This window comes from Aeromonas sp. QDB39, from assembly GCF_027707585.1.
GTDB classification, from domain to species: domain Bacteria; phylum Pseudomonadota; class Gammaproteobacteria; order Enterobacterales; family Aeromonadaceae; genus Aeromonas; species Aeromonas hydrophila.
Genome location: NZ_JAPCIV010000050.1, coordinates 1 through 19,251, shown reverse-complemented (window position 1 = coordinate 19,251; position 19,251 = coordinate 1). Strand labels below are relative to the sequence as shown.

The 19,251-nt window shown below is 58.3% G+C and carries 20 protein-coding genes; 11 read left to right on the top strand and 9 right to left on the bottom strand.

What is annotated here, in order from left to right; all coding sequences use genetic code 11:
- Positions 1-18: 18 nt before the first annotated feature.
- Positions 19-456 (bottom strand): Hsp20 family protein, encoded by a 438-nt coding sequence (locus PG899_RS21490; protein ID WP_076362540.1) that lies wholly within the window; start codon positions 454-456, stop codon positions 19-21.
- Between the two features lie 92 nt (positions 457-548).
- Positions 549-962 (bottom strand): Hsp20 family protein, encoded by a 414-nt coding sequence (locus PG899_RS21485; RefSeq protein ID WP_016348872.1) that lies wholly within the window; start codon positions 960-962, stop codon positions 549-551.
- 234 nt (positions 963-1,196) lie between these two features.
- Between PG899_RS21485 and PG899_RS21480 the strand changes: the two genes are divergently transcribed.
- Together PG899_RS21480 and PG899_RS21475 are read left to right on the top strand one after the other, a co-directional pair.
- A complete protein-coding gene (locus PG899_RS21480) occupies positions 1,197-1,901 on the top strand; it encodes a helix-turn-helix transcriptional regulator (RefSeq protein ID WP_077097150.1) in 705 nt (234 codons plus the stop codon).
- A gap of 66 nt (positions 1,902-1,967) precedes the next feature.
- Entirely contained in the window at positions 1,968-2,345 is a 378-nt protein-coding gene (locus tag PG899_RS21475; RefSeq protein ID WP_077097148.1) for a VOC family protein, read from the top strand.
- A 116-nt stretch (positions 2,346-2,461) separates the two neighbouring features.
- On the opposite strand, the gene gyrB is transcribed toward PG899_RS21475, so the two are convergent.
- The 4 genes from gyrB to dnaA form a co-directional block, all read right to left on the bottom strand.
- Positions 2,462-4,873 (bottom strand): DNA topoisomerase (ATP-hydrolyzing) subunit B, encoded by a 2,412-nt coding sequence (gyrB, locus tag PG899_RS21470; RefSeq protein WP_016348869.1) that lies wholly within the window; start codon positions 4,871-4,873, stop codon positions 2,462-2,464.
- Positions 4,870-5,973, bottom strand: coding sequence for a DNA replication/repair protein RecF (gene recF / locus PG899_RS21465; protein ID WP_017410490.1), 1,104 nt, complete (start codon positions 5,971-5,973; stop codon positions 4,870-4,872). Before recF ends, gyrB begins: the two co-directional genes overlap by 4 nt.
- Before the next feature lie 2 nt (positions 5,974-5,975).
- Positions 5,976-7,079, bottom strand: a complete 1,104-nt coding sequence (gene dnaN / locus PG899_RS21460; RefSeq protein WP_011704048.1) for a DNA polymerase III subunit beta — start codon at positions 7,077-7,079, stop codon at positions 5,976-5,978.
- A gap of 83 nt (positions 7,080-7,162) precedes the next feature.
- A complete protein-coding gene (gene dnaA / locus PG899_RS21455; RefSeq protein ID WP_005307141.1) occupies positions 7,163-8,533 on the bottom strand; it encodes a chromosomal replication initiator protein DnaA in 1,371 nt (456 codons plus the stop codon).
- Between the two features lie 313 nt (positions 8,534-8,846).
- Between dnaA and PG899_RS21450 the strand changes: the two genes are divergently transcribed.
- The 9 genes from PG899_RS21450 to PG899_RS21410 all read left to right on the top strand — a co-directional run bounded on the left by PG899_RS21450 (position 8,847) and on the right by PG899_RS21410 (position 16,424).
- Positions 8,847-9,605: an amino acid ABC transporter substrate-binding protein gene (locus PG899_RS21450; RefSeq protein WP_077096336.1), complete on the top strand. Its 759-nt coding sequence runs from the start codon at positions 8,847-8,849 to the stop codon at positions 9,603-9,605.
- A complete protein-coding gene (locus PG899_RS21445; RefSeq protein ID WP_011707929.1) occupies positions 9,606-10,274 on the top strand; it encodes an amino acid ABC transporter permease in 669 nt (222 codons plus the stop codon).
- Positions 10,275-10,286: 12 nt separating this feature from the next.
- Positions 10,287-11,021 (top strand): amino acid ABC transporter ATP-binding protein, encoded by a 735-nt coding sequence (locus PG899_RS21440; protein ID WP_016352407.1) that lies wholly within the window; start codon positions 10,287-10,289, stop codon positions 11,019-11,021.
- A gap of 269 nt (positions 11,022-11,290) precedes the next feature.
- Positions 11,291-11,425, top strand: coding sequence for a 50S ribosomal protein L34 (rpmH, locus tag PG899_RS21435; protein WP_005307156.1), 135 nt, complete (start codon positions 11,291-11,293; stop codon positions 11,423-11,425).
- Positions 11,425-11,784 carry a ribonuclease P protein component gene (gene rnpA, locus PG899_RS21430; RefSeq protein WP_016352406.1) on the top strand — a complete coding sequence of 120 codons (360 nt, stop codon included), beginning with the start codon at positions 11,425-11,427 and terminating at the stop codon, positions 11,782-11,784. Before rpmH ends, rnpA begins: the two co-directional genes overlap by 1 nt.
- On the top strand, positions 11,751-11,999 hold the full coding sequence (yidD, locus tag PG899_RS21425) for a membrane protein insertion efficiency factor YidD (protein WP_010635605.1): 249 nt from the start codon (positions 11,751-11,753) through the stop codon (positions 11,997-11,999). The genes rnpA and yidD overlap by 34 nt, the downstream gene beginning before the upstream one ends.
- Before the next feature lie 5 nt (positions 12,000-12,004).
- The gene (yidC, locus tag PG899_RS21420) at positions 12,005-13,651 is read left to right on the top strand and encodes a membrane protein insertase YidC (RefSeq protein ID WP_011707925.1); all 1,647 of its coding nucleotides are present in this window, start codon (positions 12,005-12,007) and stop codon (positions 13,649-13,651) included.
- 109 nt (positions 13,652-13,760) lie between these two features.
- Positions 13,761-15,122 (top strand): tRNA uridine-5-carboxymethylaminomethyl(34) synthesis GTPase MnmE, encoded by a 1,362-nt coding sequence (gene mnmE, locus PG899_RS21415; protein WP_029302505.1) that lies wholly within the window; start codon positions 13,761-13,763, stop codon positions 15,120-15,122.
- 162 nt (positions 15,123-15,284) lie between these two features.
- Positions 15,285-16,424, top strand: a complete 1,140-nt coding sequence (locus PG899_RS21410) for a site-specific integrase (protein ID WP_017410485.1) — start codon at positions 15,285-15,287, stop codon at positions 16,422-16,424.
- Between the two features lie 201 nt (positions 16,425-16,625).
- On the opposite strand, the gene repC is transcribed toward PG899_RS21410, so the two are convergent.
- Genes repC through PG899_RS21395 form a run of 3 tightly spaced genes read right to left on the bottom strand, consistent with a single transcriptional unit; the run spans position 16,626 to position 18,646 of the window.
- Complete coding sequence (gene repC / locus PG899_RS21405; protein ID WP_080602781.1) at positions 16,626-17,465, bottom strand: replication protein C, IncQ-type; 840 nt, start codon at positions 17,463-17,465, stop codon at positions 16,626-16,628.
- On the bottom strand, positions 17,452-18,303 hold the full coding sequence (locus PG899_RS21400) for a helicase RepA family protein (RefSeq protein WP_182926646.1): 852 nt from the start codon (positions 18,301-18,303) through the stop codon (positions 17,452-17,454). Before PG899_RS21400 ends, repC begins: the two co-directional genes overlap by 14 nt.
- Positions 18,304-18,310: 7 nt before the next feature.
- Positions 18,311-18,646, bottom strand: a complete 336-nt coding sequence (locus tag PG899_RS21395; protein WP_042878469.1) for a helix-turn-helix domain-containing protein — start codon at positions 18,644-18,646, stop codon at positions 18,311-18,313.
- Positions 18,647-19,251 lie beyond the last annotated feature (605 nt).

The following is a 19,251-nucleotide window of genomic DNA, read 5'->3' as shown; positions in this document are numbered from 1 at the left end:
TATTGCGCGCCGGTTTTCTTAACCGGGCAGTGCCAGCTGATCGGGCTTGCCGATCGGGATGGCACGAGGCTTGAGCGCCTCCGGCAGCTCGCGCGCCAGATCGATGGTCAACAGCCCATGCTCCAGCTTGGCGCCCTGCACTTCCACATGCTGGCTCAGCTTGAAGGCGAGCTCGAAGTCGCGCTCGGCGATCCCCTGATGGAGGAACTGGCGCTCATCGGCGGCGGCCTTGCGCCCCTTCACCTTGAGGGTGCCGTTTTCGGTTTCCAGCTCCAGCTCTTCGCGCTCGAAGCCGGCCACAGCAACCGTGATGCGATAGCCGTCGTGATCGCGCTTTTCGATGTTGTACGGGGGGTAAGCGGCGGTCTTCTGCTCGAACAGACCTTCCAGCTCACGGGCCATCCGCTCGAAGCCGACGGCGTTGGAATAGAGATGAGAAAAATCGAGGTTACGCATAATCCTATCCTTCTATAAGCAACAGGTTTCACTTCTCCACGGGCCCATCATCGGCACCCGGGAGACGTCATCAATTCAATGAGGTCAGGCTATCAGCCGTTGATCTCGATCTTGCGGGGCTTCATCGCCTCGGGCACTTCGCGCACCAGGTCGATGTGCAGCAGACCGTTTTTCAGATCGGCACCCTTCACCCGCACATAGTCAGCCAGCTGGAAGCGACGCTCGAAACCGCGTTCGGCTATGCCTTGGTAGAGGTAGTTGCGCTCGCTATCGGCCTGCTTGTTGCCCTTCACCGTCAGCAGATTTTCCTGGAAGCTCAGCTCCAGCTCTTCCTGAGTAAAGCCCGCCACCGCCATGCTGATGCGGTAGTCGCTATCACCCAGCTGCTCGATGTTGTAGGGGGGATAACCGGCATTGCCATTGCTGGCCGCAGATTCGATGAGATTGGCCAGACGATCGAAACCGATGGCAGAACGATAGAGCGGAGAAAAGTCGATAGAGCGCATAGTATTATCCTCTTTTGAGCGATAACTGATTATTTGCCCTCCTGATGGACGGGCGCCTGGTCGAAACCTCTGTCGAGCGTTCCGGCCTTGTTATCTATATAGGGGCCCGCTTTCGGCTTTCAAGGGTCCTGATCGAAAAATCTTCTCGCCGCCCGTTGCAGGCCTTTTCCACATTCGGCTTTCTCCTCCAGTCACAACATGGCACCCTGAACGGAGATTTTGAGGAGCCACATCATGTCCCGTTCAGAACGCCTGCTGGCCCTGCTGCAACTGCTGCGCGGCCACCGCTACGCCATCACCGGCAGCGAGCTGGCCAGCCAGCTTGGCATCAGCCTGCGCACCCTCTATCGGGATATCGCCACCCTGCAGGCACAGGGCGCCCACATCGAGGGGGAAGCTGGCATCGGTTATGTGCTGCGCCCCGGCTTCATGCTGCCGCCGCTGATGTTCAGCGAGGAGGAGCTGGATGCGCTGGTACTGGGCTCACGCTGGGTGGCGGCCCATGCCGATCATGCCCTCAGCACAGCCGCCAGCAGCGCGCTGGCCAAGATAGAGGCCGTGCTGCCCGCCGACTACCGCCAACAGCTGCATGCCAGTGCCCTGCTGATCGGTACCTCTCGCGGTGACTGCCCCGTCGACGAGGCTCCGCTGCGCAGCGCCATCCGCCAGCAGCGCAAGGTGAGCCTGAGCTATCGGGATCTCAAGGAGGAGAGTTCGGAGCGCACTGTCTGGCCCTGTGCCCTCGGCTACTTCGACCAGGTGCGGGTACTGGTGGCCTGGTGCGAGCTGCGCCAGGCCTTTCGCCACTTTCGGGTGGACAGGATCAGCGCGATGCGGCTGGAGGCGGAACCTTATCCTGGCAGTCGGGAGCGGCTGCTCAAGGAGTGGCGCGACAGCCAGCAGATCCCGCAGCCCAGATTCATTGCTGACAGAAACTGACAGCAGGCAGCGCCATGCTGACGGGGTCGGCGCCGATGCGCCATCTCATCAGCAAGGAGCATCACCATGTTAGTCCCCCAGTTCACCATCCTCTATGTTGCCAACCCGGCTCGCAGCACGCTCTTCTATCGTGAGCTGTTCGGACGCCCACCGGTGGAGGAGTCCCCCACCTTTGCCATGTTCGTGTTCGAATCGGGCGCCAGACTGGCGCTCTGGTCCAGTGCCACGGTCGAGCCCGCCGTGACTCAAACGGCCGGGGCCATGGAGCTGGCCTTCGCCCTCCCCGATGATGCCGCCGTCGATCGCCTGTCTACCGAGTGGCTGGCGCGCGGGTTAACACTGATCCAGGCACCGACCCGGATGGAGTTTGGCTACACCTGCATGGCGCTCGATCCGGATGGCCATCGTCTGCGCCTCTACTGCCCAGCCCCCGAACTGGGCTGAGCCGGCACCATCAAGACGGAGCCATGTTTCACGTGGAACGTGCAGCCTTCTTCACCAGGAAAACAAAAAGCCGCTCACAGGGAGCGGCTTTTTTATATCGAGCTGACAGCGCCGAATTAGACGTCGAGGTTGGCCACGCGCAGGGCGTTGGTCTCGATGAAATCACGACGCGGCTCAACGGCATCACCCATCAGGGTGGAGAAGAGCTGGTCCGCACCGACGGCGTCGTCGATGGTGACGCGCAGCATACGACGGGCTTCCGGATCCATGGTGGTTTCCCACAGCTGGTCCGGGTTCATCTCGCCCAGCCCTTTATAGCGCTGGATGTAGATGCCACGCTTGCCTTCGCCCATCAGCCACTCGACCGCTTCGACGAAGCTGGCGACCGGCTTCACCTTCTCGCCACGCTTGATGTAACCACCTTCCTCGATCAGGTTGGCGATCTCCTTGCCCAACGAGACCAGTTGACGGTACTCGGAGGATTGCAGGAAGTCGTAGCTGAGCGGGTATTCGCGGTCGACCCCGTGCTGGCGTACCACGGCGTGCGGCACGAACAGACGGCGCTCTTCGTCGTGGCGTACCTGCATCTGGTACTGGATGCCGTGGTTGCTCTCGTTGAGCACGGCTTCCATGCTCTGACACCAGGCCAGCAGATCGCTCTCGCTGCTCAGCAGCGCTTCGTTCAGCTCCGGCTGATAGATCAGCTGGGTCAGTACGGCTTCCGGCGCGCGGCGGGACATGCGGGTGATCAGGTGAGTCACCGAGCGATGCTGGTTGACCAGACGCTCCAGCGCCTCGCCACCGATGGCCGGGGCAGACTCGTTGACGTGCAGGGTCGCACCGTCCAGCGCCATGGCGGTCTGGTACTGCAGCAGCGCATCTTCGTCTTTCAGATACTGTTCCTGCTTGCCCTTCTTCACCTTGTAGAGCGGCGGCTGGGCGATGTAGACGTAGCCACGCTCGATGATTTCCGGCATCTGACGATAGAAGAAGGTCAGCAGCAGGGTACGAATGTGCGCACCATCGACGTCCGCATCGGTCATGATGATGATGTTGTGGTAACGCAGCTTGTCCGGGTTGTACTCGTCACGACCGATACCGCAACCCAATGCGGTGATCAGGGTGCCCACCTCCTGGGAGGAGATCATCTTGTCGAAACGGGCCTTCTCCACGTTCAGGATCTTGCCCTTGAGCGGCAGGATGGCCTGGTTCTTCCGGTTGCGACCCTGCTTGGCGGAACCGCCAGCAGAGTCCCCTTCCACTATGTAGAGTTCGGAGAGCGCCGGGTCTTTTTCCTGACAGTCGGCCAGCTTGCCGGGCAGACCGGCGATATCCAGCGCGCCTTTGCGGCGGGTCAGTTCGCGGGCCTTGCGGGCCGCTTCGCGGGCACGGGCCGCATCGATGATCTTGTTGACCACGATCTTGGCATCGCCCGGGTTTTCCAGCAGGAAGTCGGCCAGCTTCTCACCCATCGCCTGTTCGACCGCGGTCTTCACTTCGGAAGAGACCAGCTTGTCCTTGGTCTGGGAGGAGAACTTAGGGTCAGGCACCTTGACGGAGATAACGGCAATCAGACCTTCACGCACGTCGTCGCCACTGGCGGCAGACTTGGCCTTCTTGCTGTAGTCCTCTTTGTCCATGTAGGAGTTCAGAGTACGGGTCAGCGCGGTACGGAAGCCCACCAGGTGGGTACCACCATCCCGCTGCGGAATGTTGTTGGTGAAGCAGTAGACCCCTTCCTGATAGGCGTCGTTCCACTGCATCGCCACTTCGACGCCGATGCCGTCCTGCTCGGTGGTGAAGTGGAACACTTTCGGGTGGATCGGGGTTTTGTTCTGGTTCAGGTATTCGACGAACGCCTTGATGCCGCCTTCGTAGCAGAAGTGCGCCTCACGACCGTCACGCTCATCCAGCAGGCGGATGGAGACGCCGGAGTTGAGGAAGGAGAGCTCACGCAGACGCTTGGCCAGGATCTCGTAGTGGAACAGAGTATCGCTGAAGATGGTCGGGCTCGGCCAGAAGCGGACTTCGGTCCCGGTGCCGGTGCTGTCGCCAATCTGCTTGAGCGGTGCCTGCGGCTCACCCAGGTGATAGGTCTGCTCGTAGACATGGCCGTTACGACGGATGGTCAGCAGCAGCTTGTCAGAGAGGGCGTTTACCACGGAGACGCCGACACCGTGCAGACCACCAGAGACCTTGTAGGAGTTGTCGTCGAACTTGCCGCCCGCATGCAGCACGGTCATGATGACTTCGGCAGCGGAGCGACCCTCTTCCGGGTGGATGTCGACTGGAATACCACGACCGTTGTCACGGACGGAGACGGAGCCGTCGGAATGGATCTTGACCTGAATATCGGAGCAGTAGCCGGCCAGAGCCTCGTCAATGGAGTTGTCGACGACCTCGAACACCATGTGGTGCAGACCCGAGCCATCATCCGTATCGCCGATATACATCCCCGGGCGCTTGCGGACCGCATCCAGGCCCTTCAGTACCTTGATATTCGAGGAGTCGTAAGTATTTTCACTCATAGCTTACTCTCTGCCTTCTCTAACGTTTCGGAGATCTTGCCTTGTTCCACGTGGAACAACTTGCAGTCATTCGCATCCATCATGTCTGCGAGCTGACCGGTGTCGATGGCGGTAATGAATACCTGAGACGCACACTGCTTCAGCCTTGCGGCCAGCAACCGGCGCTTGTCGACATCCAGTTCAGAGGCAAAATCATCAATTAAAAAAATACAGCCACGGCTGCTATGTTGATTCAAATAGAGCCCTTGGGCCAGTCGCATGGCACAGACCAGTAACTTCAACTGACCCCTGGACAAAATATCCTGAGCGGGGACGCCGTTCGCCTTGAGTCGCACATCGGCCTTCTGTGGGCCTACTCCTGTGTAACCCAGCGCCCGATCCCGCTCAAACCCCGCCTCCAGCAATTCATTGAGCGGGGTATCTTTTTCCCAGCCTCGATAGAATCCAAGGCTGATATCGAATTCCGGCAAAAAATCCGCCGTCATCTCCTTGATCAGGGGCGTAATGGCCTGACAATAACTGGCGCGAAACTCGGCCAATTCACCGCCCAGCCGTACCAATTCCTGATCCCAGTACGCCAGCTGGCGATACTGGCTGCTCTGACGCAGCAGCGCATTGCGCTGTTTCAGCAACCGACGCACTCGCCCCCACAAGGAGAAGAAGGTCGGCTCCTGATGAAAAACACCCCAGTCGAGCCAGGCACGCCTGGCCTGAGGCCCGCCGGTCAGCAGATTGAAGCCATCCGGATGGATCAACTGCACCGGCAGCAATTCGGCCAGCTCGGCCAGGCGCTGGGCCTGGGCACCGGCGATCTTGAGCTGGGTCTCGCCACTCTTGTCCTTGGCGAGGCCGATGGGCACCTGGCGCCCTTCCAGTTCACACTGGGCAAACAGGGTAAACGCCCGCTCCCCCTGGCGGATGACCCGCCCGGTCAGGTGAGTACGAAAGGAGCGACCGAGACCGAGGTAGTGAATGGCTTCCAGCACGCTGGTCTTGCCACTGCCATTGCACCCGACCAGGATATTGAGGCCGGGCGACAGCGCGAGACTGGCCTGCTGGATATTGCGAAAGTCGCTGAGCTGGAGTTTGACCAGGGACACGACTAGATCCGCATCGGCATTACCACGTACTGAGCATCCTGACTGTCAAAATCCTCAATAATGGCGCTGCTGATGGAATCGCTCAGGCTGATCCGGATTTGGTCACATTTTAACGTATTCAGCACGTCCAGCACATAAGAGACGTTGAAACCAATCTCCATCTCGCCGGCTTCGTATTGTACGTCAAGCAGCTCTTCGGCTTCTTCCTGTTCCGGGTTGTTGGCGGTGATGCGCAGCAGGTTTTCCTGCAGATTGAGACGCACCCCACGGAATTTCTCGTTGGAGAGGATGGCGGCACGGGCAAAGGCCTGGCGCAGATCCTCACGACCGGCGATCAGGGCCTTGTCGCTGTTGCGCGGAATGACGCGGCGCCAGTCCGGGAAGCGGCCGTCCACCAGCTTGGAGGTGAAGATGAAGCCGTCGAGGGCGGCACGCAGGTTGCTGCGGCCGATCTGCAGCCGTACCGGCTTGTCTTCCGCTTCCAGCAGGCGCACCAGTTCCAGCACGCCCTTGCGCGGCAGGATGACCTGATGATCGGGCAGCGATTCCGTTACCACCTCGCGGCGGCAGGTCGCCAGCCGGTGACCGTCGGTCGCCACGGTACGCAGGCCGTGGCCCTCGCTCTCGAACAGCATGCCATTCAGGTAGTAACGCACGTCCTGGCTGGCCATGGAGAACTGGGTGGCATCGATCAGCTTCTTCAGCTCCAGCTGGCCGATGTCGAACTCGAGCACGGATTCCCAATCCTCGATGTTCGGGTATTCGGTAGCCGGCAGGGTCGACAGGTTGAAGCGGGAGCGGCCGGAACGGATGATCAGGCGCTCGCCTTCGGTATTGAGGCGAATGTCCGCCCCCTCCGGCAGACCGCGGCAGATGTCCAGCAGCTTGCGCGCCGGCACTGTGGTGCGGCCATCCTGACTGTCGCTGTTGAGATAGACCTGACCGATCATCTCCACTTCGAGGTCGGTCCCGGTCAGTGACAGCAGACCGTTGCTGACATCCAGCAGCACGTTGCCGAGGATTGGCAGGGTCGGCCGGCCACCGAGGGCACCGGACACCAGTTGCAGAGGACGTAACAGGGCCTCACGGCTAATTTCGAGCTGCATCTGTGCTCTCCGTTGTTATTAGGAGGAAAAGGTTCGGATCAGGTTGGAATATTCGAACTGCATCTGTCCACTCCGTTCCGTTGTCAGGAAGAAAGGGTACGGATCAGGTTGGAATAGTCTTCCTTGATGTCGTGACTCTCTTCCTTCAGCTGCTCGATCTTGCGGCAGGCATGAAGCACGGTAGTGTGGTCACGACCACCAAAGGCATCACCAATCTCCGGCAAGCTATGGTTGGTCAGCTCCTTGGCCAGCGCCATCGCCAGCTGGCGTGGGCGGGCAACGGAGCGGGAACGCCGCTTGGAGAGCAGATCCGCCAGCTTGATCTTGTAGTACTCCGCCACCGTCTTCTGGATGTTGTCGATGGTGACCAGCTTCTCCTGCAGCGCCAGCAGGTCGCGCAGCGCTTCGCGCACGAAGTCGATATTGATCGCCCGACCGGTAAAGTTGGCGTTGGCGATCACCCGGTTGAGGGCACCTTCCAGCTCGCGCACGTTGGAGCGCAGCCGCTTGGCGATGAAGAAGGCCACTTCGTCCGGCAGGTGGATCTGGTTCTCGTCCGCCTTGCGCATCAGGATCGCCACCCGGGTTTCCAGCTCCGGCGGTTCGATCGCCACCGTCAGGCCCCAGCCGAAGCGGGACTTGAGACGATCTTCCACCCCGTTGATCTCCTTCGGATAACGATCCGAGGTCAGGATGATCTGCTGGTTGCCTTCGAGCAGGGCGTTGAAGGTGTGGAAGAACTCCTCCTGGGAGCGCTCCTTGTTGGCAAAGAACTGGATGTCATCGATGAGCAGGGCATCGACGCTACGGTAATAACGCTTGAACTCTTCAATGGCGTTATTCTGCAGCGCCTTCACCATGTCCTGCACAAACCGTTCGGAGTGCATGTAGATGACCTTGGCGTCCTGCTTGCGCTCCTTGATGGCGTTGCCGACGGCATGCAGCAGGTGGGTTTTGCCCAGACCGGTGCCGCCATAGAGGAACAGCGGGTTGTAGGCCCCGCCCGGATTGTCGGCAACCTGACGGGCAGCCGCACGGGCCAACTGGTTGGACTTACCTTCGACGAAATTCTCGAAGGTATAGTTCACGTTGGTGTTGCTCTTGTGGTTCGGCTCGGGTTTGGCCTCGGCCTTGCTTTCCCAGCTCTTCTGCGAGTTATTCACAGGATCCGCACCCCGCGCTGGCGCTCTGGCGACCGCGACGGGATGGGGACGATTACCGATGTCAAAACGCAGAGTGGGGCCGTCGACCCCGCAGAGTTCATTGATGATGCCGTTCACCCGGATGAGATACTTGTCTCGAACCCAGTCCAGAACAAAGCGATTCGGTGCATACAGGGTCAGAGTATTGTCACTCAACTCCGCTTGAAGCGGCCGGATCCACATGCTGAATTCTGCCGAGGGCAACTCATCTTGCAGCCGGTTAAGGCACTGCTGCCATAGCGAAGCAGTCACTCTAAACTCCCGTCGATTGATTAACTAAAGACCGGCTATTCTACGTTTTTAGCGGCTGGATCTCTAGCCGCGACCTCGCGGATCCAGCAAATAAGATCCTTGACTTTCAAGGATCCAGCAACGCCGAATCCGATTTCATCCCCAAAGTTACCCACAGCCAGATCCATCGACACGGGCACCAAAGATCCAGACCTGAAGCGGTTATTTTATATAACCAAATATCATTTATTCTTTAGCTTTTATTCCAATAACATCAGCGCAAATCCAGTGTTTACAACTAAAAATACAGAACAACAGAGAGAGAGGAATCCCCATGACGTCATCCATCAAGCTGGTCTCCGGCGCTGCCATTTTGCTGGCCGCCCTGTCCGGTCAAGCCATCGCCCAGGAAACCATCAAGGTCGGCATGTCCGGCAAGTACTTCCCGTTCACCTTCGTCAAGCAGGACAAGCTGCAGGGCTTCGAGGTGGATATGTGGAACCAGATCGGTGAACGCACCGGCTACAAGGTCGAATTCGTGACCGCCAGCTTCTCCGGCCTGTTCGGCATGCTGGAAACCGGCCGCGTCGATACCATCTCCAACCAGATCACCATCACCGACGAGCGCAAGGCCAAGTACGCCTTCTCCCAGCCCTACGTCTATGACGGCGCCCAGATCGTGGTCCGCAAGGGCAACAGCACCATCCACGGCATCAAGGATCTGGAAGGCAAGAAGGTGGCGGTGAACCTGGGCTCCAACTTCGAAGAGCTGCTGCGCAAGAACGACCCGAACAAGAAGATCGACATCCGCACCTATGACTCCGCCTTCGAGCAGGATGTTGCCCTGGGCCGGATCGACGCCTTCGTGATGGACCGCGTCTCCACCGCCCAGCTGATCAAAGAGTCCAAGCTACCGCTGCAGCAGGCCGGCGCACCGTTCGAAACCATCGAGAACGCCCTGCCCTTCCTGAAGACTCCTGAAAAGCAGGCGCTGCTGAAGAAGGTCGACGATTCCCTCACCGCCATGCGCAAGGACGGTTCCCTGCGTCAGATCTCTGAAAAATGGTTCGCTTCCGACATCACCGACAAATAAATGATGGAATTTGACCTCGAATACACGCTGGGGCTGTTTCCCATCCTGCTCAAATATCTGGGCACCACGATGGAGATGGCCCTGTGGGGATTCGTCTTGGCACTCGTACTGTCGCTGGCCCTGGCGATAGTACGGGTGTTTCGCGTTCCCGTGATCCACTGGCTGGCGATGCTCTATATCTCGTTTTTCCGGGGTACACCGCTACTCGTCCAGCTGTTCCTGCTCTATTACGGGCTGCCGCAGCTGTTCCCCATCTTCGTGGGAATGGATGCCTTTACCGCCGCCATCGTCGGCCTGACCCTGCACTTCGCAGCCTACATGGCCGAATCGATCCGCGCCTCCATCATCGGCATCCACAAGAGCCAGATGGAAGCCGCCCTCAGTATCGGCATGAGCCGCTACCAGGCGATGCAGCGGATCATATTGCCGCAGGCGGCTCGCATCGCTACCCCGTCGCTGATGAACTACTTCATCGACATGATCAAGAGCACCTCGCTGGCCTTTACCCTGGGGGTGGCCGAGATCATGGGCAAGGCGCAGATGGAAGCCTCCTCCTCCTTCAAGTTCTTCGAGAGCTTCATGGCGGTGGCGCTGGTCTACTGGGTGGTGGTGATCTTCTTTACCCGCTTGCAGCATCTGCTGGAAGTCCGTCTCAACCGTGCCTATTAAAGGAGGGCCATCATGATCAAGTTAACCGGCCTGTCCAAGGCATATGACGGCAATCAGGTGCTGAACAGCATCGATCTGGAGGTGAAAAAGGGGGAGATAGTGGTCATCATCGGCCCCTCCGGCACCGGCAAGTCGACCCTGCTGCGCTGCCTCAACCTGCTGGAGACCCCGGATGCCGGCAGCCTCGCCATCGACGATCTGCAGCTCAACCTGGCCAGGGCCAGCGAGCAGCAGGCGATAGAGCTGCGCAAGCGGGCCTCCTTCGTGTTCCAGAACTACGCCCTGTTCGCCAACAAGACGGCGCTGGACAACATCGCCGAAGGGCTGATCACCGTCTGGAAACAGCCGAAGGCAGAGGCCCGTGCCACCGCCCTCGGCATCCTCAAAGACATCGGCCTCGCCGACAAGCAGGACGCCTATCCGGCTTCCCTGTCGGGCGGTCAGCAACAACGGGTCGGCATCGGCCGGGCCATGGCCGCACACTCCAAGGTGATCCTGTTTGACGAGCCCACGTCGGCGCTCGACCCCGAGTGGGTCGACGAGGTACTGGGCCTGATGAAGGAGCTGGCCCGCCAGCACCAGACCATGGTGGTGGTAACCCATGAGATTGAATTTGCTCGAGATGTTGCCGATCGGGTGATCTTCATGGAGGGGGGCCGGATCGTGGAACAGGGCCCGCCGGATCAGATATTGGTCGATCCGCAGGATCCCCGCACCCGGGAGTTCCTGCGCAAAGTGCTTAAATAGCTCTCTCTTTGGCGGCATTGCCGCCTTTTTTATTGGAGGATCCTTGTTAAACACCGGGTTGCCAGTATAATCCGGAGCCCTCGATCCTCTGGATCCTCACTGCCGGTTCGGGCCTTTGCAAGGTCAGGGCAGGAAGAGAGGGAACGGCGGATTGACTAAAAGCCGAACTCTGTTTAGAATTCGGCCTCTTTTGCTAGTCGTCACACGCTATAGCTGGCGCGTCGGCTAAGTGTGACAATCAAAACTGTACAGAAATACGGAATCGAATCATGAAACGTACTTTTCAACCGTCCAACCTGAAGCGCAAGCGCTCTCACGGTTTCCGCGCCCGCATGGCAACTGCCAACGGTCGTAAAGTTCTGGCCGCTCGTCGTGCCAAGGGTCGTGCCCGCCTGGTAGTCTAATGCCTACCCAGCACGCCTTTTCTCGGGAGTTACGTCTGTTAACTCCCGAACACTTCAAACGCGTTTTCGCCGAGCCTGTCCGGGCCGCTTCTCCGCAAATTACGCTTCTCGCCTGTCCCAATACCCTCGAACATCCTCGCCTTGGTCTCGCTGTGCCCAAAAAAGCACTCAAGCGTGCCGTCTGGCGCAACCGTGTAAAACGGGTGGTTCGGGAAAGTTTCCGCCTCAATCAGGCCAATCTGCCCGCTATCGACATCGTCGTGATCGCCAAGGCCGGTGTGAAAGAGATGGATAACGAGGAACTGTTCAAGTTACTGGAAAAGCTATGGCGCACTCTGTCACGCCGTTGCAATGGGTAGCTGTCAAACTGATACGCCTGTATCAGCTAATCATTAGCCCGCTGCTCGGGCCGCGCTGCCGTTTCACTCCGACTTGTTCCCAATTTGCGATAGAAGCAATCCGACTTCACGGTTTCATAAAAGGCGTTTGGTTAGCCAGCAAACGTCTATTAAAATGCCATCCCTTATCCGAGGGTGGTTATGACCCGGTTCCGCAACCAAAGCGAAGAAACTGAAGACTATGGAATCACAACGCAATCTCATCCTGATCGGTTTGCTGTTCGTGAGCTTTTTGCTCTGGCAACAGTGGGAGTCCGACAAGGCTCCGAAGCCGGCCCCGACTACCGTGGCCCAAACCGAACATTTCGTACCTGAAGCCGGTCAGACCGGTGATATTCCTCAGGTTTCCGAGCAAGCCAATGCGAACACCGCACGCAAGCTGATCACCGTCTCCTCCGACGTGCTCAAGCTGACCCTGGATACCCAGGGTGGCGACATCGTCTCTGCCGATCTGCTGGCCCACAAGCTGGAAGAAGGCAAGGATCAACCGTTCGTACTGCTGACCAGCCAACCTGAGCACCTCTACGTTGCCCAGAGCGGTCTGGTTGGTCGCAATGGTCCTGACAGCCAGGCCCAGGGTCGTCCCACCTACGAAGCCGCCCAGACCAGCTACCAGCTGGCCGATGGTCAGGATCAAGTCGTCGTACCGATGACCTGGACCGACAGCAAGGGCGTGGTCTTCACCAAGGAGTTCGTCCTCAAGCGTGGTGACTACGCCGTTGGCGTCGATTACAAGATCGACAACAAGTCCGCCGAGCCGGTCCAGGTACAGTTCTACGGTCAGCTGAAGCAGACCGTGACTACCCCGAAAGACCAGCAGGGTCATGCCATGGTGGCCAGTGCCTACCGTGGTGGTGCCTTCTCCAGCGAAGATACCCGCTACAAGAAGTACACCTTCGACGAGATGAAGGATGCCGACCTGAACAAGACCACCAAGGGTGGTTGGGTCGCCATGCTGCAACACTACTTCGTCTCTGCCTGGGCACCGAATGCCGACGATACCAACAGCTTCTACAGCCGCGTGATCCCTGGCAAAGACCAGGCCATCATCGGCTACAAGGCGCCGCTGGTTGACGTGGCTGCCGGCCAGCAAGCCGAAGTGACCAGCAAGCTGTGGGTCGGTCCCAAGCTGCAAGACCAGATGGCCAAGGTGGCAAACCACCTCGACCTGACCGTCGACTACGGCTGGCTCTGGTTCATCGCCCAACCGCTGCACTGGCTGCTGACCGTGTTCCACGGTTTCGTCCAGAACTGGGGTGTGGCCATCATCATGCTGACCCTGCTGGTACGCGGCATCATGTTCCCGCTGACCAAGGCCCAGTACACCTCCATGGCCAAGATGCGCATGCTGCAGCCCAAGCTGGCCGCACTGCGTGAGCGCTTCGGCGACGATCGCCAGAAGATGTCTCAGGGCATGATGGAGCTGTACAAGAAGGAGAAGGTCAACCCGCTGGGTGGCTGTCTGCCGATCCTGGTGCAGATGCCGATCTTCATCGCCCTCTACTGGGCACTGATGGAATCCGTTGAGCTGCGCCACGCGCCGTTCGCCCTGTGGATCACCGACCTGTCGGTGAAGGACCCCTTCTTCGTACTGCCGATCCTCATGGGTGCGTCCATGTGGTACCTGCAGAAGATGAGCCCGACCACCATCACCGACCCGATGCAGCAGAAAGTGATGCAGTTCATGCCGATCATCTTCACTTTCATGTTCCTCTGGTTCCCGGCAGGTCTGACCCTGTACTGGCTGGTGAGTAACGTCATCTCCATTACCCAGCAGACCATCATCTACCGTCAGCTGGAGAAGAAAGGCCTGCATACCCGCAGCTAATCGCTCCAGATGGCAAGATGGATAACAAAAGAGGCGGCCTTCGGGCCGCCTTTTTTATTACAATGACCCCACTGCTGTGAACCATCAGCGAACAAATGAGCCAAGCAAGATGACTACAGATACCATCGTGGCCCAGGCCACCGCCCCCGGCCGGGGTGGCGTCGGCATAGTCCGCGTCTCCGGTCCCGCCGCCGAACAGGTCGCCGAGATAGTGCTCGGCAAGCTCCCCCGGGTGCGTTATGCCGAATATCTGCCGTTCAGGGATGAGCAAGGCCAGCCGCTGGATCAGGGCATCGCCCTGCTGTTCAAGGCTCCCAACAGCTTCACCGGCGAAGATGTGCTGGAACTGCAGGGCCATGGAGGTCCGGTGATCATGGACATGCTGGTACGCCGCATCCTACAGATCAAAGGGCTGCGCCCTGCCCGCCCCGGCGAGTTCAGCGAACGCGCCTTCATGAACGACAAGCTGGATCTGGCCCAGGCCGAGGCCATCGCCGACCTTATCGAAGCTTCCAGCGAGCAGGCGGCCCGCAGTGCCATGCACTCCCTGCAGGGGCAGTTCTCCGGCAAGATCCAGCAGCTGGTGGAGAGCCTCACCCGGTTGCGTATCTATGTGGAGGCCGCCATCGACTTCCCGGACGAGGAGATCGATTTTCTCTCCGACGGCAAGGTGGCGGGCGATCTCTACGCCATCATGGCGGAGCTCGATGACGTACGCGGGGAAGCCAAGCAGGGCGCCCTGCTGCGGGAAGGGATGAAGGTGGTGATAGCCGGCCGCCCCAACGCCGGCAAATCGAGCCTGCTCAACGCCCTGGCCGGCCGCGAGTCGGCCATCGTCACCGAGATCGCCGGCACCACCCGCGACGTGCTGCGCGAGCACATCCATCTGGATGGCATGCCGCTGCACATCATCGACACCGCCGGCCTGCGCGATACCCAGGACAAGGTGGAGCAGATCGGCATCGAACGTGCCTGGGCCGAGATTGAGCAGGCCGATCGGGTGCTGTTCATGGTGGATGGCACCACCACGGCTGCGGTCGACCCGCGGGAGATCTGGCCGGAATTTGTTGATCGGTTGCCAAAAAAGATCGGCCTCACCGTGGTGCGCAACAAGGCCGACCTGACCGGCGAAGATCTGGCTCCGAGTCAGGAGCAGGGCCACGCCGTCTATCGCATCTCCGCCAAGACCGAGCTGGGGCTGCCCGCCCTGCGCGAGCACCTGAAGGCCTGCATGGGCTTCCAGGGCAACACCGAGGGGGGCTTCATGGCCCGCCGCCGCCACCTGGATGCGCTGGAGCGCGCCGCCGAACGGCTGCTGGTGGCCAAGGAGCAGCTGGAGGTGTTCGTGGCCGGCGAGCTGGTGGCCGAAGAGCTGCGCCTGGCGCAGGAGTCCCTCTCCGAGATAACCGGTGAGTTCAGCTCCGACGATCTGCTGGGTCGCATCTTCTCCAGCTTCTGCATCGGCAAGTAATGTGGTGAAAAATCAGCAATAAAAAGCAGCCAGTGAGAACATAAGGCATTGTAAATATTGGACTTTGTTTTTTACTGGCTATTCTTGCCTGATCTTGTTTCGTGAGAATTTACCCCGAGAGTACCCCAAAGTAACCTCTCGGGGTACTTTCGGGGGACAATTATGAAGATCAGCATCGAATTACGCGAACCTGACGCCGAAGGCAAGCGCGCTCTGCGCTTAACCTATTACGCCGGCTCCTACCTTGAACCAACCACGGGCATCCGCAAGCACAAACGCAGCAGAGAGCCCCTGGATCTCTTCCTATACGACAAGCCGCGTACCCCAGCACAGCGGCTCCACAACAAAGAAACCCAGCGAGCAGCCGAAGCCATCCGCGCCAAGCGACTCTTCGAGTACGAGACCGGTAAACACCATCTGGATTTCTCGAACGCCTACAAGGCCAGCTTCTTCGAGTATTTCCAGGAGGTTACAGACCAAAAAGCGGCAGGCAGCAAGAGCAACCATTCCATCTGGATATCAGCCCTCAAGCATTTACGCCAGTACCATAAGCTGCCGGAGCTGACTTTCGAGGAAGTAGATCAGCTGTTCCTGGAGGGTTTTCGGCATTACCTGATGCACAAAGCCCGCACCAAAAGCGGCACACCACTGAGCCGCAACACCCAGAGTGCCTATTTCAACAAGTTAAGGGCGGCCCTGAACCAGGCTGAGCAGGAACGGCTGCTACCGGATAATCCGGTACGACGTGTCAAAGCTATCCAGGGGGAGAAGAACAAACGGGTTTACCTGACCGAAGACGAGGTGCGAGCCCTGGCCCAAGCCGAGTGCCGCTACGACGTTCTTAAGCGCGCCTTTCTGTTCTCTTGTTGCACTGGCTTGCGCTGGTCCGACATTCACAAGTTGACCTGGGCCGAGCTGGAGCCCTTCTATGGCCATTACCGTATCGTCTTCACCCAGAAAAAGACCAGCGGCCTGCAATACCTGGATTTGAATGACATGGCGATGCAGCTGATGGGGCGCCCAGGCAAGGCAACAGAGCGGATCTTCAAGGGCCTCAAGTACTCGGCTTGGCACAACATGGAGCTCACCCGGTGGGCGTTGCAGGCGGGTATAACCAAGAAGGTCACCTTCCACAGCGCGCGTCATACCTTCGCCGTCATCCAGCTTAACCGAGGCGTCGATATCTATGCCCTCTCCCGCTTGCTGGGGCACAGTGAGCTGAGAACCACCGAAATCTACGCCGACATTCTTGAATCGCGGCGCCGAGATGCCATGCTCGATTTCCCCAATGTCTTGGGGTGATAGAAGCACCCTCGACGAGATCATAGCCAGGAAGAGCCAACAAATAGGCCAGCGCAACCATGCGCTGGCCTAGATTATCTTAGATAATATAGATCGGATTTCAGGATCGCCCTGCAGCCCAAGCGGTAACTGGGTTTCACTGAATTGGCTTGTGACCGTTATCGTGAACTTTGTGACCACTTTCGTGATAGTTTGTGACCGTTATCGTGATAGTGCAGGCCGGCCGATGGTAAACCGCCCCTTGGCATGTTCACTGATTGACCAACCCAGTTCAGCCAGTTCATACAGCGCCTTGCGAACTCGCGATTGCCGCTTTCGGTTGGTGGCCGCGCTGGACTTATCAGTAAAAGCGTAAGAGACCAGTTTATCTAAACCTACTGGCTTGCTGCGGCCACAATCAATCCAGGCACAAAGCCGCTGATGCAATATCCGGGCAGTGCTACTACGCAGTTGCCGTACCTCAGCCAGATCGATATAGGTATATCGGCCATTACCCAATATGGCATTGGTCAGCAATGGATTAAGCGCCACAAAGAGCCTATCGGTCAGGGGATCGCTGGCATAGTTCGCCAGCAGACGAAAACCACTACGCAAGCCTGCTACCTGTGCTATTACCGATACCTTCCACAACCGCTCGACAATGCGACGCACCGTATTGGTGTCACGAGGGTTTGCGTAACCAATCTCCTTGGCCAGTTTGCGCAAGCTGCTTTTGACTACCAAGACATCCTGCTGGTTGGCAATCCCACGCAGCTGAAGTAGGTCTCGTAATATCTCTCCGGTTTCACCACTCGCAATAAGCCCAATCTTGCCACTTTCTGATTCAAGCCCAGCTAGGGCAACCAACCCTTGAAGTACGCGCAAATCGTCAGCCCCCAAGGGCTCTGGCCCAGAAAACTCAATCTGATTACCGTTATCCAAACGGTAAATCACCTCCAGCTTGTCACGGCGGCGTTGGCCATGCGAGATCGCCCTAAACAACCCGGGAGCAAGGCAGTGCATATGGTCGTGCCGGGCATGGGTCAATTCAAAGCAAGACACGTTTGCCTCCAGCCTGGCGTATTACGTCCAAACCAGCGGGGTACAGCACGCCACCTTCCTTCCGCTCCAGCCAGCGCTCCGGTAGTGGCGGCCCATAATTGCTTTTGCTTACCCCAAACCGCACGTAAAGCTGGCTCTTCTCTACCGATACGCCCAGCTGCTGCGCCTCTTTCTTGGTCATAGTGGCGAGATAGGCCTGCCAGCGAATGTTGTCCACCAGTACCGACGAACCTCTGCTTGCCTGCTGCAGATCGCCAGCCTCTTGGAAAACTGCGGATTTGCTGGTGTGGTGTACAAACAACACAGCGCATCCCTTCAGCATGGCCAGCCGTTCCAGCTGACCCAGCACCAGTGTCATAGCACAGGCTGCATTCTCATCAGCATCGTGAAAGCGTCTCAGTGTATCGATAACCACCAACCTGACCCCCTCAGCCCACATAGCAATCGCTTCCCACCAATTGCTATCCAGCACATTCGGACTGGCTCCCTGAAGCGATATCAAACGAAGGTCTCGTTCAACGTTGGCACGAAGTTCAGCATCAAGGCCTCCGCCCAAGGCAAACAAGCGCTGGTGCAGTACAGGCCAAGGGTCCTCAGCAGGCAGGTAGAGCACAGCCCCCCTGCCCAGATTGCCAAGCCCAATCCAATCCGGCCCACCGGATATCTGCATTGCTAGTTGCAATGCCAACATCGATTTGCCCACCCCTCCCGGTGACACCAACGCACCAACGCAGCCAACAGGCAGCCCCGGGAGGACAAAATCGAGGGGTTTCGGAGGTTCAATAAAAGCCGACCGGAGATCCTGGGGGCAGAGAGATGTAATCAGATCCTGTGTCATACCCACCTCACAACCGCCCATGGCTAGCTTGCCGCACACGCTTGGTTACATGCTCAGTGAGTTCGGCGTCCGGTGAAATGCGGTGGGAGAGCAGCCAGTCCAGCAGCTCAACGCGCTTAAAGTAGATCTTTTTGCCTTGTGGCTTGTAATGCGGCAGACGCTTTTCACTGGTCAGCCGGTACACATAGCTGACAGAAACCCCCAGCAACTCGGCACACTCCTCGGCAGAAATCACCTCCTTCTGCCCCTGCCCTTGCTGGATCACCAGCCGTTTCAGCTCATACAGCTCTTTCAGAATTATCCCGTTTGGATCGCTGTAAACTGACGGATTTTGCTCACGCATGCAGATGATCTCCCTGTAACAAACATCAACATGCAAAGCGTACCGGGGACCTAACGAAATACAGAGCGCTGTAAGTGCCCAAAATGGGCACTTACAGCGTTTTCTGGAAAATTTTCACATGTGAAATTTTGGCGAGAAACTGCCAGTAAAGTCATCAGGCTCCACCAGATCCGTCACAAAATGGGGTAAGAATGTTTGACTGAAAGAGGGCGTCTCTTTAAGGTTGCCCGCAACATGACCCCGGCCTCTTGGTTGCTTTGCAACTTACGCCGGGGTTGTTTTTTTGAATCTGTCTTTGTGTCGGCATACACGCCTTATTACTTCGCCATACAGCCGGTCGGTTGCTAATCATCGGGGTAACCGTTACACTTTGCGCATCTCATCTACCAGCCTTTGGCGTCAGCGTAGAAGGAGTTACGGCCCCGTCCTCTTCGGAGGGCGCGGCCAGCTTAATTCCCTCCCCTAGCAGTCAATAACTCCCATACCGTTCCCAGCGCTTGTTCATGTACAGAACCTTAAGCGGCAAGCGAATTAATAATACCGTCTAACGTGTTGTTTTGCTTGGATTTTCTCTGCCTACTCTTTTTGCCGTTTTTGGATAAATA